The sequence below is a fragment of the Amycolatopsis sp. lyj-108 genome (genome assembly GCF_046549005.1).
GTDB lineage: Bacteria > Actinomycetota > Actinomycetes > Mycobacteriales > Pseudonocardiaceae > Amycolatopsis.
In genome coordinates, this window is sequence record NZ_JAJPWQ010000015.1 from 221,684 (window position 1) to 234,700 (window position 13,017).

General features: G+C 68.0%; 17 protein-coding genes. 6 read left to right on the forward strand and 11 right to left on the reverse strand.

Going from position 1 to position 13,017, the window contains the following annotated elements; all coding sequences use genetic code 11:
• The first annotated feature begins 153 nt into the window (after positions 1-153).
• The gene (locus tag ACLJO0_RS39665; RefSeq protein ID WP_410584859.1) at positions 154-1,857 is read left to right on the forward strand and encodes a cellulase family glycosylhydrolase; all 1,704 of its coding nucleotides are present in this window, start codon (positions 154-156) and stop codon (positions 1,855-1,857) included.
• Between the two features lie 68 nt (positions 1,858-1,925).
• Positions 1,926-2,441 carry a hypothetical protein gene (locus ACLJO0_RS39670; protein ID WP_410584861.1) on the forward strand — a complete coding sequence of 172 codons (516 nt, stop codon included), beginning with the start codon at positions 1,926-1,928 and terminating at the stop codon, positions 2,439-2,441.
• On the opposite strand, the gene add is transcribed toward ACLJO0_RS39670, so the two are convergent.
• Positions 2,398-3,372 carry an adenosine deaminase gene (gene add / locus ACLJO0_RS39675; protein ID WP_410584863.1) on the reverse strand — a complete coding sequence of 325 codons (975 nt, stop codon included), beginning with the start codon at positions 3,370-3,372 and terminating at the stop codon, positions 2,398-2,400. The genes ACLJO0_RS39670 and add overlap by 44 nt on opposite strands.
• 161 nt (positions 3,373-3,533) lie before the next feature.
• On the opposite strand from add, the gene ACLJO0_RS39680 reads away from it, so the two are divergent.
• Entirely contained in the window at positions 3,534-3,752 is a 219-nt protein-coding gene (locus tag ACLJO0_RS39680) for an antitoxin (RefSeq protein WP_125794974.1), read from the forward strand.
• Here ACLJO0_RS39680 and recQ read toward each other — a convergent pair.
• The 4 genes from recQ to ACLJO0_RS39700 are packed head-to-tail and all read right to left on the reverse strand — an operon-like array spanning position 3,749 to position 6,497.
• Positions 3,749-5,590: a DNA helicase RecQ gene (gene recQ / locus ACLJO0_RS39685; protein WP_410584866.1), complete on the reverse strand. Its 1,842-nt coding sequence runs from the start codon at positions 5,588-5,590 to the stop codon at positions 3,749-3,751. The two genes, ACLJO0_RS39680 and recQ, sit on opposite strands and share 4 nt — an antisense overlap.
• Positions 5,591-5,638: 48 nt before the next feature.
• Positions 5,639-5,794, reverse strand: a complete 156-nt coding sequence (locus tag ACLJO0_RS39690; protein WP_410584868.1) for a hypothetical protein — start codon at positions 5,792-5,794, stop codon at positions 5,639-5,641.
• Positions 5,791-6,135, reverse strand: coding sequence for a hypothetical protein (locus ACLJO0_RS39695; protein ID WP_410584870.1), 345 nt, complete (start codon positions 6,133-6,135; stop codon positions 5,791-5,793). Before ACLJO0_RS39695 ends, ACLJO0_RS39690 begins: the two co-directional genes overlap by 4 nt.
• A gap of 20 nt (positions 6,136-6,155) precedes the next feature.
• Positions 6,156-6,497 carry an ArsR/SmtB family transcription factor gene (locus ACLJO0_RS39700; RefSeq protein ID WP_016335887.1) on the reverse strand — a complete coding sequence of 114 codons (342 nt, stop codon included), beginning with the start codon at positions 6,495-6,497 and terminating at the stop codon, positions 6,156-6,158.
• 98 nt (positions 6,498-6,595) lie between these two features.
• Here ACLJO0_RS39700 and ACLJO0_RS39705 point away from each other — a divergent pair, with 98 nt between their 5' ends.
• Both ACLJO0_RS39705 and ACLJO0_RS39710 read left to right on the forward strand, forming a co-directional pair.
• Positions 6,596-7,108 (forward strand): mycothiol transferase, encoded by a 513-nt coding sequence (locus tag ACLJO0_RS39705; protein WP_410584872.1) that lies wholly within the window; start codon positions 6,596-6,598, stop codon positions 7,106-7,108.
• Between the two features lie 57 nt (positions 7,109-7,165).
• A complete protein-coding gene (locus tag ACLJO0_RS39710) occupies positions 7,166-7,729 on the forward strand; it encodes a hypothetical protein (protein ID WP_410584874.1) in 564 nt (187 codons plus the stop codon).
• Here the strand turns inward: ACLJO0_RS39710 and ACLJO0_RS39715 are convergent.
• Positions 7,726-8,595 (reverse strand): hypothetical protein, encoded by an 870-nt coding sequence (locus ACLJO0_RS39715; RefSeq protein WP_410585025.1) that lies wholly within the window; start codon positions 8,593-8,595, stop codon positions 7,726-7,728. The genes ACLJO0_RS39710 and ACLJO0_RS39715 overlap by 4 nt on opposite strands.
• Positions 8,596-8,857: 262 nt before the next feature.
• Here ACLJO0_RS39715 and ACLJO0_RS39720 point away from each other — a divergent pair, with 262 nt between their 5' ends.
• On the forward strand, positions 8,858-9,808 hold the full coding sequence (locus tag ACLJO0_RS39720; RefSeq protein WP_410584876.1) for a hypothetical protein: 951 nt from the start codon (positions 8,858-8,860) through the stop codon (positions 9,806-9,808).
• On the opposite strand, the gene ACLJO0_RS39725 is transcribed toward ACLJO0_RS39720, so the two are convergent.
• The 5 genes from ACLJO0_RS39725 to ACLJO0_RS39745 form a co-directional block, all read right to left on the reverse strand.
• The gene (locus tag ACLJO0_RS39725; protein ID WP_410584878.1) at positions 9,798-10,424 is read right to left on the reverse strand and encodes a TetR/AcrR family transcriptional regulator; all 627 of its coding nucleotides are present in this window, start codon (positions 10,422-10,424) and stop codon (positions 9,798-9,800) included. The two genes, ACLJO0_RS39720 and ACLJO0_RS39725, sit on opposite strands and share 11 nt — an antisense overlap.
• Before the next feature lie 93 nt (positions 10,425-10,517).
• Positions 10,518-10,826 carry a cupin domain-containing protein gene (locus ACLJO0_RS39730; RefSeq protein ID WP_410584880.1) on the reverse strand — a complete coding sequence of 103 codons (309 nt, stop codon included), beginning with the start codon at positions 10,824-10,826 and terminating at the stop codon, positions 10,518-10,520.
• Positions 10,827-10,862: 36 nt separating this feature from the next.
• Complete coding sequence (locus tag ACLJO0_RS39735) at positions 10,863-11,891, reverse strand: polyprenyl synthetase family protein (RefSeq protein WP_410584882.1); 1,029 nt, start codon at positions 11,889-11,891, stop codon at positions 10,863-10,865.
• 84 nt (positions 11,892-11,975) lie between these two features.
• Positions 11,976-12,419: a single-stranded DNA-binding protein gene (locus tag ACLJO0_RS39740; RefSeq protein ID WP_125788577.1), complete on the reverse strand. Its 444-nt coding sequence runs from the start codon at positions 12,417-12,419 to the stop codon at positions 11,976-11,978.
• Between the two features lie 188 nt (positions 12,420-12,607).
• Positions 12,608-13,000 carry an NUDIX domain-containing protein gene (locus ACLJO0_RS39745; protein ID WP_410584884.1) on the reverse strand — a complete coding sequence of 131 codons (393 nt, stop codon included), beginning with the start codon at positions 12,998-13,000 and terminating at the stop codon, positions 12,608-12,610.
• Positions 13,001-13,017: the final 17 nt, after the last annotated feature.

Here is a 13,017-nt window from a genome sequence, read left to right on the forward strand (position 1 = left end):
GTGACGAATTGCGGGGTGCGATCGCCCCCTTTGCCCGGTTGACAGCGGTTCGGCCGGATGGTGAAACTGGTCCGCGTTAGGAAGGTTTCCTAACAAGGGCTCGCCGCGCCCCTGCTCCACGGAACGCAACGATGCTTCTGAAGGAGGCACAAAGTGGTACGCCCAAGATGGCGGGCGGCGCTGGTCACGGTGCTCGCGGCCGCCTCGGTCCCGATCTCCGCCCAGGCCGCTTCCGCGGCTCCCGTCCGCTACGAGTCCGAGAACGCGACGGTCTCCCGCGGCGTGGTCGAATCCAATCACCAGGGCTTCACCGGATCCGGCTTCGTCAACTACGACAACGTCACCGGCAGCTACGTCGAGTACACCGTCAACGCGGCGCAGGCGGGACAGCACACGCTGACCTTCCGCTACGCCAACGGCACCACCGCCAACCGCCCGCTCGACATCACCGTCAACGGCGCTCTCGCCGTCGACGACCTCGGGTTCGCCGGCACCGGCGCGTGGACGACCTGGCGCACCGTCACCACCACGGTGAACCTCGCGGCCGGCAGCAACAGGATCCGCACGACCGCCGTCACGTCGAACGGCGGGCCCAACGCGGACTCGCTTTCGGTCGAGGCCAGCGGTGGTTCCAACGACACCGAAGCGCCGACGGCGCCGGGTTCGCCCACGACGTCGAACGTGACCTGCGGCAGCGCGACCCTGAGCTGGCAGGCGTCGGCGGACAACGTCGGGGTCGCCGGGTACCGCGTCCTCCGGAGCGGTCAAACCGTTGCCACGACGGTGAATCCGCCCGCGACGGTGACCGGTCTCGCCGCGTCGACGTCGTACTCGTTCACGGTGGTCGCCTACGACGCGGCGGGGAACACGTCCGCTCCGAGCAATGCCGTCTCCGTCACCACGCCCTCGTGCGGTACCGGGACACCGGTGTCGATCAACGGAAAACTCCACGTCTGCGGCGTCAAACTGTGCAACCAGTACGGCAAGCCCATCCAGCTGCGAGGGATGAGCACGCACGGGATCCAGTGGTACAGCCAATGTGTGAAGACCGCTTCGCTGGACGCGCTGGCCAACGACTGGAAGGCCGACATCCTGCGTGTCGCCATGTACATCCAGGACGACGGCTACGAGAGCAACCCGCGCAAGTTCACCGACATGATGCACAACTACATCGAAGAAGCGACGAAACGCGGGATGTACGTCCTCGTCGACTGGCACCAGCTCGACCCCGGTGACCCGAACGCGAACACCCATCTCGCGAAGACGTTCTTCGCCGAGATCGCGCAGCGGCACAAGGACAAGGTCAACATCATCTACGACGTCGCGAACGAACCGAACGGCGTCAGCTGGGCGGACGTGAAGCGGTACGCCGAAGAGGTCATCCCGGTGATCCGGGCCCAGGACCCGGACAGCGTCGTCTTCCTCGGGACGCACGGATGGTCGACCTTCGGCATCTCCGACGGCCGCGACGAGAACGACATCCTGAACAACCCCGTCAACGCCACCAACATCATGTACACGTTCCACTTCTACGCGGCTTCACACCAGGACGAGCACTACGACGCGCTGGCGCGGACCGCGGACCGGATCCCGGTGTTCGTCACGGAATTCGGCACCCAGACCTACACGGGTGACGGCGGGAACGACTTCACGTACTCGCAGAAGTACCTTGATCTGCTGGCCGCCAAGAAGATCGGCTGGACGAACTGGAACTTCTCCGACGACTTCCGCTCCGGTGCCGTGTTCAAGACCGGAACCTGCGCCGGGAACTCCTTCACCGGCACTTCGATGCTGAAGCCCGCCGGTGTCTGGGTGCGGGACCGCATCCGCACGCCGGACGACTTCCCGACCGGCTGAGCCAGGACGCCTCGTGCCCGCTGTCTCACCGGGCACGAGGCGTTCTCCGGCATGGCAGACTCCGCCGGATGAACGCGTGGCTCACCAGCCTCATCGCCGTGGCCGGGACCCTGCTCGGCTCGACGTCGACCTTCTTGTTCCAGCGGCTCAACGCCGCTCGCACCGACCGATTCACCCGGGAAGAACGACTCCGCCAGGACCGGACGGAAGCCTGTGCCGATTTCGCGGGCGCGATCACCGGGCTCAGGCGCGGCGCGGTCAGTCTGTGGCTCTTGCGACAGCGAGCCACTGCCACCGACGAGGATCTGCGCGCCGCTTTCACCGAATCCGACGTTCTCGGTGCCACGGCCGACCACGCCCGCTTCCGGGTGGCACTGCTCACCGGCGATCCGGAGCTGGTGGCGCTCGCCGATGTCACCTTCGAACACTGTGCCGCGATCAGGGAAGCGGCCGATCATGCCGAACTGGCCGGTCACGAAGACCGGTGCCAGCGGGCGCTCGATGCCTTCATCGACGCCGCGGGGGCCCAGGTGCGCGGCGTCAGGCCAGCCAGGCGTCGATCTCTTGGTGGATCGAACGCTTGAGCTCGGCGGGCGCGAAGGACGCGTCGACGGACGCCCTGGCGAGTCCGGCGAGCGCGAGGTCGTCGTAGGCGAACGCCTCGCGAGTGCGCAGGAACTCGTCGGTCAGCGTCGTCCCCGTGATCGAAGGGACGTCGGTGCTGAGCGTGACCACGAGCCCGGCGTCGACCAGCCGGGGGAGCGGGTGCTCCTCGAACGACGGCACGAGCCCGAGCGTCACGTTCGACGACGGGCAGACCTCCAGCGCGATACCGCGTTCCCGCACCTCGGCGACCAGCGCGACGTCCTCCAGGATCCGGATGCCGTGGCCGATCCGCTCGCTGTGGCCCACGTCGAGTGCCTCGCGGATGCTGGCCGGTCCGGCGTCCTCGCCCGCGTGGTGGATCAGGCGCAGCCCGGCCTCTCCGGCCTCGTCGCAGATCCCGGCGAACGGCGCCAGCGGATACTTCTCCTCCCCAGCTAGGCCGATCGCGAACACCCCGTCCGGGGTGTACCGGCGTGCCAGGTCGAGGGTGAGCCGGGCGCGTTCGACCGGCCGGCGGCGTGAGTGGTCCAGGAGCATCCGCCAGTGGAGCCCGTATTCGGCCGACCCCGCCGAAAGTCCTTTGAGGACGGAAGCCAGCGGCATGTCCGGCTCGCCCAGTCGTTCGCCGTGCGAAGCCGCCGTGAAGGTGACCTCGGCGTAGCGGACCCCGTCCGCGACCTGGTCCTCGCAGAACTCGCGCGCCACCCGTTCGAAGTCCTCCGGTCTCCGCAGGCAGGATCGCAGCAGCCCGTTGTAGTCACCGAACGCGCGGAACCCGTCGAACACGGGTTGTTCCGGGGGTACGGCGACGCCGTTCGCCTCACCGAGGTCACGGAGCGTGTCCGGCCGGATCGTGCTTTCGAGGTGGACGTGCAGATGGGCCTTGGGCAGCAGCGAAAGATCCCGCATGAGCCCGAACTTAGCGGCCTCGGCCCTCGTCGCGCGCCCCGTTTTCCGTGCTCCGACCGGCGCGGGTATCCGAAATGAGTGATTCGGCGCGCTTCGGGGAACCCAGTGACCACTACCGGTCGTTGAGCAGGACACCAGACGACCCCGAGGAAAGGACCACAGTGCCTCTACTGCGGAAGTTGACCGCCCTGGCCGGCACCGCCGGGGCCGTGCGCGCCTACGTGCGGAAGAACCCCGAGAAGGTCTCGAAGGTCGTGAACAAGGCCGCGACCTTCGTCGACCACAAGACGAAGGGCAAGTACCACAGCCAGATCGACGGCGCGGTACGCAAGGTCGACGGGATGACCGGACGGCCGCCGCGCCGGCCGCACGAGCACTAGGCCTCGGCGAGCGTCTCGAGGATCTGCTCGCCGTACTTGGCGAGCTTGTTCTCGCCGACGCCGCTGACCGAACCCAGTTCCTGCAGCGTGGCGGGCCGTTTGGTGGCGATCTGGCGCAGGGTCGCGTCGTGGAAGATCACGTACGCGGGCACTCCCTGCTCCTTCGCCGCCGCGGCTCGCCACGACCGCAGCAGTTCGAACACCGGCGCCGCCTCGGCGGGCATGTCGGCGGCCGCGGCCTTCTTCGTGCTGGACCGCGCCGCGGCCTTGGCCGCCCGCTCCGGCTCACGCCGCAGCTGGACCTTCCGCTGCCCGTTCAGCACCTCGGCACTGCCCTCGGTCAGCACGAGCGAGCCGTAGTCGCCCTCGACCGCCGCGAGCCCCTGCGCCAGCAGTTGCCGCACCACGGCCCGCCACTCGGGCTCCTTCAGCTCCGTGCCGATGCCGAACACCTTCAGCGAATCGTGCCGATGCTGCGTCACCTTCGGCGTCGACTTGCCGAGCAGGATGTCGATGAGCTGCCCCGCGCCGAACTTCTGCCGCCGCTCGTTCTGCAGCCGGACGATGGTGGAGAGGAGTTTCTGCGCCGGGATCGTGCCGTCCCAGGTCTCCGGCGGCGCCAGGCAGGTGTCGCAGTTGCCGCACGGCTCACTCTGCTGCCCGAAGTAGTTCAGCACCTGCACGCGACGGCATTCGACCGTCTCGCACAGCGCGAGCATCGCGTTGAGGTGGGCGCTCAGCTGCCGCTTGTGTGCCTCGGACCCCTCCGACATGTCGATCATCTTGCGCTGCTGGACGACGTCCTGGAGGCCGTACGCCAGCCACGCCGTCGACGGCAGCCCGTCACGACCGGCGCGGCCGGTCTCCTGGTAGTAACCCTCGACGGACTTCGGCAGGTCCAGGTGCGCGACGAACCGTACGTCCGGTTTGTCGATGCCCATGCCGAACGCGATCGTCGCGACGACGATCAGCCCGTCCTCGCGCAGGAACCGCGACTGGTGCTTCGCGCGTGTCCGCGCGTCCAGCCCGGCGTGATAGGGCACCGCCGGAATCCCGTTCTCGACCAGGAAGTCCGCGGTCTTCTCCACCGAGTTCCGCGACAGGCAGTAGACGATGCCCGCGTCGCCCTTGTGCTCGGTGCGCAGCAGCTCCAGCAGCTGCCGCTGCGGCGAGTTCTTGCCGACGATCCGGTACTGGATGTTCGGCCGGTCGAAGCTCGCGACGAAATGCCGCGCGTCCTCCAGGTTGAGCCGGGACGCGATCTCGGCGTGCGTCGTCTTGGTGGCGGTGGCGGTGAGCGCGATCCTCGGCACGTCCGGCCAGCGCTCGTGCACCGCGGACAGCATCAGGTAGTCGGGCCGGAAATCGTGCCCCCACTGGGAGACACAGTGCGCCTCGTCGATGGCGAACAGCGAGATCTTGCCGCGATCGAGCAACCGCACGGTGGATTCGACCGAAAGCCGCTCCGGTGCCAGATACAGCAGGTCCAGCTCGCCGGCGACGAAGGCGGCCTCGACCCTGTTCCGCTCGGCGTAGTCCTGCGTCGAGTTCAGGAAACCCGCGCGCACGCCGAGGTTGCGCAGCGCGTCGACCTGGTCCTGCATCAACGCGATCAGCGGTGAGATCACCACCCCGACGCCCGGCCGGACCAGCGCGGGGATCTGGTAGCACAGTGACTTCCCGCCGCCGGTGGGCATGAGGACGAGCGCGTCACCGCCTGCGATGACGTGTTCGACGATGGCGTGCTGGTCGCCGCGGAAGTCGTCGTAGCCGAAGACGCGGTTCAGCGTTTCAAGGGCTTCCGAGACTTCCGAGGTACCGATGTCGGGGGCTGCCACCCGGACGATTCTAGGGGCGGGGTCCGACAGTCCACGCGCCCGCGCACCTCAGCGCGGGAACTCCCAGTCCAGCGCCCGGTTCGCGCCGACGACCGGCCGGTAGCCGCCGACGACCGGCACGAACCGTCCGTGCCACCAGGAACCGACGTTGCCGTCCAGCCCGCTCGAGACCAGCACGTCGCACATGACCTTCGCTTCGTTCACGACGGTTTCCGTGGACGCGAGGTGGTGGAACGGGGTAAAGCGAAGCTTTCGCCGGTGCCCGAGACACCGTCGTGCCGCAGCAGGAAGGCGACGAGTTCGGCGGGGAAGGCGACGCCGGTCTTCCGTTGCGCCTCGGCGGGGCCCTGTCCCAGGCGGCAGCCACTGTCGACGGCGCGCGTCGGACGGGTCGTGGGCGCGGGTGCGGCCGTCGAATAGGACGGCAAGCGAGGTGTCGTCGGCGGGGCCGGGTACGACTGCACTCCCTTGTCCCGACCACCGCGTTCCGTGACCGCGAAGACGAGCCCCAGCACGATGACGACGCTCGCGACGGCACGCCCCACCCCTTGCGCATGGGCCGGCCCTAGTCTTCGGCGGCCTTCCGGCGCTCGCGGCGGCCACGGGCGATCTCGGTGGCGAGCGCGTCGAGCGGCCCGGTCCAGAAACGCCGGTACTGCTCCAGCCAGCCGTCGATCTCCTTGAGCGGGCCCGGATCCACCGAGTACAGCCGCCGCGCGCCCTCGGCGCGGACGGTGGTGAAGCCGTTCTCGCGCAGGACGCGCAGATGCTGGGAGACCGCGGGCTGCGAGATCCCGAACTCGGCGCGCACCACCGTGGTCACGTCGCCGGAGCTCTGTTCCCCGCCCGCGAGCAGTTCCAGGATCCGGCGGCGCACCGGATCCCCCAGGACGTCGAACGCGTGCATCCGGCAACTATCACGGCCTGGGCTTATATAAGTCAAGGTTGTAAGGCAGGGGTCACCTCGCGGTGTCATGGTGGAGGGAGACGCAGGAAGGGGATTCGATGAAACTGGCCGAAGTGGTGGCCGACGGGTTCGGCCGCGTCCAAGAGGTCGTGCACGCCGCCGTCGAGGGGTTGGACGCCGACCAGCTGACCGAGAGCCCGGCTCCGGGCGCGAACACGATCGCCTGGCTGGTCTGGCATCTGACCAGGGTGCAGGACGATCACCTCGCCGACCTGATGGGCACCGAACAGATCTGGACCGCGCAGGACTGGGTGGGCCGCTTCGAATTGCCCTTCCCGGCGTCGGACACCGGATACGGACATCGCCCTGAGGACGTCGAGGCGGTCCGTGTCGACTCCGCCGAGCTGCTGACCGGGTACTACGACGCGGTCCACGAAGTGACGACGGCGTGGGCAGCCGGACTGGCCGAAGCCGACCTCGACCGTATCGTCGACGACGCGTGGGATCCGCCCGTCACCCTCGGGGTTCGCCTGGTCAGCGTGCTTTCCGACGATCTCCAGCACGCCGGGCAGGCCGCGTACGTCCGAGGGCTCGTACTCCGCGATACGTAGGCGAGGTGCCGCTCCACGACGGACGACGGGAGCTCAGCCTGCGGAAACACTGGGCACATGAGTATTTCCACAGTGCGGCGACCGCCGATCACGCTCACCCCGCGGTGGCGGAAACTCGTCCTCGTCGTCCATGTCGTTTCGTCACTCGGCTGGCTCGGGATCACCATGGTGAACGCGGTCCTGACCTTCACCTCCGTGTTCACCGAAGACGCCCGCCGTCAGCACGGGGCCATCCTGATGATGGACCAGATCGGCGGCTACCTGCTGCTGCCGGTCAGCCTGACCGCCCTGATCAGCGGGATCGTGCTCAGCGTCGGCACGAAATGGGGACTGATCCGGTACAAGTGGGTCGCGATCAAACTGGTGCTGACCCTGGTCGCCGCCGGGCTGACGCTGTTCTCCCTGCTGCCGGGGATCCGGGAACTGGCGGCGGCGGCCGAGTCCACTATGGACGGTACGTTCGTGGAAGCGGGACGCCGGGTGGACGGGTTCTACCCGATCATCGTGTCCACGACGATGTACGTGACCATGACCGTGCTGTCGGTCTACAAGCCCGGCGGCAAGACACCCTATGGACGCCGGGTGGCCGCTACGCGGGTTCGTGAACGTCAGCCGGCTTAGAACTCCTCGAGGGCTTCCTCGACTCGCTCGGCTTCGCCGCGCAGATCGTCCAAGACGGTCTGCGCGGCCGCGGTCTCGCCGTTCGCGGTCTCTTCCTCGAGTTCGGCGTCGGCGAGCCGCCGCCGGAGGTCGTTCGCCTTCTCGGTGGCCTTTTCGGACCGGCGTTCGGCGCGGGAGAGGTCGATCTCGGCCTGCTTGCAGGCCTTCGCGAGATCGGCGGCCTCGCGCCGGAGCCGGTTGAACTCCGCTATCCGTTTCTCTTCGCGCTCGGCCTCTTCTCGGGCCCTGGCGGTCCGCTCCTGGTCGGCCTTCTCCGCGGCCTCCCGTTTCGCCTTCCGCCGATCGTCCAAATGCGACACCGTGGCGGGCTTTTCCCGTTCCGGGGAGGGTTTGCGCTTCGGTTGCGGGGTGAACCCGCTGGTCAGCCACTGGTCGCCCGAGCTGTCCGCGCCGCTGCTCAGCCGCCCGGCCAGCGCGAGCGCCGCCACCTCGGGATCGGCCACGACGGCCTCGAGGGTCGCTTCGACTTCGCGGGTGACAGGTTCGCTCATCGACCGTTCGTCCCGCAGGATCCGGTTCACCAGTTCCTGACGCCGCCGGGCCAGCTTGCGCAGGTCCGCGCCGGCCAGGGCCGAATGCGCCTTTCGCAGATCGTCGCCCAGCCTTGCCAGCTCCGCGAGCTCGGGGGAGCCCGCCCGGCGATTGAGGATCGTGGCCGCGAGCGTGGGCTTCCGTAAGGCGCGGATCCGTTCGGCCAAGGCGGCTTCCCCCGCCGCTTTCGCCTCTTTCGCCCGTTGGTTGCGCACCGACACGAACTCGGCCGGATCGCCGGCGTAGAGCTCATCCGCGACCTGGTCGAAGTCCATCGTCCTCCGCAGGGTCAGTGGCCGGTCAAGGCCGATCAGGTGGCCATGCTGCCGCATTCGTCCGACGATGATCCCACGAGACCGCGGAGCTTTCACCTTTTCGGTGGTATTCGGTCACGCTCCACTTCGGCGTACCCGGCGGAACACGGATTACCCGGGGCCGGTCGGCCCAAGGACAGATCGGCATTTCGGAGGTGGTGCGGCCCCTCCAGCGCAACAACGATGAGCGGCAGGGGGAAGCCATCTGACGCTGGAGGCACGAATGTCCGTCACCGAACGCGCTCCCGTTTCGCCGCAGGCGCATTTCCTCGGCTCCGGTCCGTACCCGGAACATCGGTGGCGGGTGGTGCTCTGGTCCGTCCTCGCCGGATTCGCGCTGACGGTCATCTGGTCGGCGCCCTTTGTGGACAGTGTGATCGGCGACAGCGTCGCCAACACCCTCCTCGGTCACGACGCCAAGGAGACCCCGATCGGCGGAGTGCTGGCCGGGACGTTCTTCGCGTTCGTCTCCGGGCTCGCGGGAACGTTCACCGCGTGCAATATCGCCGCTTTCGGCGCCGTCGCGCCGCTTGTCGGCGGAGGAGCCGCCGGGCGACCGAAGTTCACCGACACCTTGAGGCCGCTGGGCTGGATCGCTGCGGGAATGCTGACGGTCTCCGTGGTGTACGGCGTCGTCGTCGCGCTCGTCGGCACGAGGATGCCGCAGTTCTCGACGGTTTCGTCGCCGGGTGGGCTCACCCCGCGGAACATCCAGTCGATGATCGTCTACGGCGTGATCGGGATCGTGTTCATCGTGCTGGGCCTGGCCTCCGTCGGCCTCGTCCGCAACCCGATCGGCGGCCTCACCCGCCGGTTCCCGCCCGCGCCGCTCGTGCTGATGGGCGCGCTCATCGGCGGATTCCTGATCGGCAGGCCGTTCCCGCTGTTCCGGATGATGTTCCGCAGCGCGGCCGAAAGCCACAACGTCTTCTACGGCGCCGCCGCGTTCTCCCTCCAGTCGGTCGGCAACATCCTGGTGATGGCGTTGTTGTTCCTGCTGCTCACCCACGGCACGGGCGGGCGGCTTCAGCGATGGATGCTCGCGAAATCCACCAGGATCGCCGTGGTGACCGGTGCCGCGTTGCTGGTCGCCGGCACTTTCACGGTGCTGTACTGGGATCTGCGGGTGCTGGGCCGGACCGGCGTCATCTGGTATCCGACCATCAAGTGGTGAACAGCCGCGCCAGCAGCTGTTCGACCGATTCCTGAAGGCACCTCGCCGCGTCTGCCCGGCCGGCGAGGTGTTTCAGCAGACCTTGCTGGAACAGGCCGTCGAAGAGCGCGTACGTCGTCGACGGGGCGAAATCCGCCGGCTTTCCGAGAAGTTCCGCATAGCGGGAGACGACCCGCCAGATCATCAGTTCGAGTGTCTCGTCGATGGCGAGGACCTCGGTCTGGAACAACTTCTCGAACAGGCTCTGGTTACGCAGGTCGTACCAGAGCCGGTGCAGCCGGGCGTTTTCCCGCAACGTGGCCGCCGTCGCGGCACCGAAGGCGCGCTTCAGTTCTTCGGCCGTTTCCGCGGTCTCGACCATCCGGTCGTACCGGGTGACGCATTCGGCCTTGTACTGCTTGACGCAGTAGGTGATCAGCTCGGCCTTGTTCCGGAAGTAATAATGCAGTACCCCGTGGGAGAACTCGGAGTTCTGCGCGATCTCCCGCAGGCTCGTGCGCGCGTAGCCCAGTTCGGACAACGTGACCAGCGCCGACATCGCCAGCTGCGCGCGTCGCTGGTCGAATCTGTCCACCCGGCGGGTTTCGTCACCGCTGCGGTCCGCCACGTCGGTCACAGTTCCCGGTTCCCGTCGCCTCGGGTGCCCGCCGGACACGAGCACGTCGTCGGATTCTAGCCCGGGAAAGGGTTTTCTTGCGCCCGACAGAATTCATTCGAGCCACTCGGTGATGAAATGGTCGCTCTCGTGGATGTGGACGGCTTCGTAGGTCTCCGGGCCGATCACGGCGAACTTGTGCGGGGTGTTCGAGGGCACGACCAGGACGTCGCCCGCGCCGCCCTCACGTTCGGCGTCGTCGATGGTGAACCTGGCCCGGCCGCGGACGATGACGAACGTTTCCCGGTACGGGTGCTGGTGCAGCCTCGGTCCGGAACCGTCGACGTCGGTCCGTTCGCGGATGATCGAGATTCCGGAGCCGATGTCGCGGCCTTCGACGTTTCCCAGGTTGTCGGTGGTCATTCCGCCACCTTAACCCTGGTCACACCCGTCACGGGCCTATTCGCCGCGGTCGACCACGAACGCCGAGAGGCCGACGAGCAGCGCTCTCGCCGGCCGGTCGGGGAGACCGAGCGCGAGGTCCCTCGCCTTGGCGGCGTATCCGTGGGCTTCGGCGAGGGCGCGGTCGACACCGGCGGAGCCGCGCAGGAGACCGAGTGCCTCCTGGCGGACCGCCGGATCGGAAACCGGCCCATGACCGATGATCTCGCGCAACCGCGCGGCATCGGGTCCCTCGTCGTCGAGCGCGTGCAGCATCGGCAGGGTGACGATGCCTTCGCGGAGGTCGGTGCCCGCGGACTTGCCGAGGTCCGTGGTGGACGCGGAGATGTCGAGGACGTCGTCGGAGATCTGGAACGCGACGCCGATCAGTTCGCCGTACTGGCCCAACGTTTCGATGGTCCGCTCATCCGCACCCGACACCTGGGCGCCGAGCCGTCCCGCCATCGCGATCAGCGAGGCGGATTTGTCGGCCATCACCTGGATGTGGTGCTCGTAGGGCGCGTGACGGCCACAGTCTTCGAACGGTCCCGTCGTTTCCAGGAACTGCCCGCGTACGAGCCTGCCGAACGTCTGCGCCTGCGACCGCAACGCGAAGTCGCCGAGCCCGGCACCGACCCGTGCCGCGCAGGCGAGCACGTAATCGCCGATCAGGACGGCCTTCTTGTTACCCCACAACGAGTTCGCACTGGTCACCCCATGCCGCATCGGCGCCTCGTCCATGACGTCGTCGTGGTAGAGCGTCGCGACGTGGACGAGCTCGGCGAGTACGGCCGCCGAGATCGCATCGCCTCGTCCGTCGCCGAACGCCGCTCCGGCCAGCGCCATCAACGGCCGCAGCCGTTTTCCGCCCGCGCGCACGAGATGGGTGGCGGCTTCGGTGAGATCCGGCTGCCCCGGACTGCGCAACACCTCCTGAAGTCTGTCTTCGACCAGGGACAACCCGGTGCGGAGTTCGGTGGCGAACTCCGCGTGCCGCTCGTCGGCCGGGTCCAGCCCGATTTCGGTGAGGATCGTGGTCGTGTTCACGACCTCCAGCATCCGAGCCGGACGGCCGCGACCGCATGCCGCCGGAGAGGGAGATCGTTCCCTCCCGGGAGGGAAACCGCCGGGTCAGAAGGGCGGCTCCGGACTTCCGGCGGTCACCGGCGTTCGTTCCCACGCGCCGTCCGACGGGGTGCCTCCCGAACTTCGGCCCGCCTTGTTCACCTTCGCCGTGGCATAACGCAGCGACGGGCCGATCTCGTCGACGTCGAGCTCCACCACCGTGCGTTTCTCGCCTTCCTTCGTCTCGAACGAGCGCTGTTTCAACCTGCCCTGCACGATCACCCTCGTCCCCCTGGTGAGTGACTCGGTCAGGTTCTCCGCGGCCTGTTTCCACAATGAGCAGCGCAGGAACAGCGGGTCGCCGTCGCGCCATTCCCCGCTCGCGCGGTCCAGCACGCGCGGCGTCGACGCGACCGTGAAGTTCGCGACCGCCGCTCCCGACGGGGTGAACCTCAGCTCCGGGTCGGTCGTCAGGTTTCCGATCACCGTGAGCACCGTTTCTCCGGCCATGGGACTTTCTCCTCGCTTCCGCGCGCGGGCCCGGCCGGGCCCGCTGTCGCCTGGGAAGAGGAGACCACCGGGGTACGACAGTTTCCGGCGGTCCGCGGCGGCCGGATGTCAGGAAAGGGTCGTTCAAGACGAAAAATGTCCTGAACGACCCTTTCATGACATCTCGGTGACCGTCCGATGTGGACCGATCAGTCCCTGAGCGCGTGCCGGAAGTGTTCGGCGAGGTCGAGCGCGACGGCTTCTTCCCGCGTGTACCAGACGTGGGCGTCGTGTTCCTCGGGATCGAGCACGACGTCTCGCGGCTCGTCTTCGGCGAGCGTGTACACCGTGGCGTGGATCCGCATCGGCTTGCCCGCGACGTCGTCCCAGCTGCGGGCGCCGCGTTCGCCGGTGACACGGACGGTCAGCCCGGTCTCCTCGGCGAACTCGCGAACGACGGTCTCGGCGGGCCGCTCGCCCGGCTCGACGGTCCCGCCCGGCAGCTCCCAGTGGCCGCCGAGGAAGGACCCCGGCCGCCGCCGGATGAACAGGATCTTCCCGTCGCGGATGAGCCTGCCGTAGGCCAAGTACTTGTCCGTCACGAGCGCATCTTCCCGTA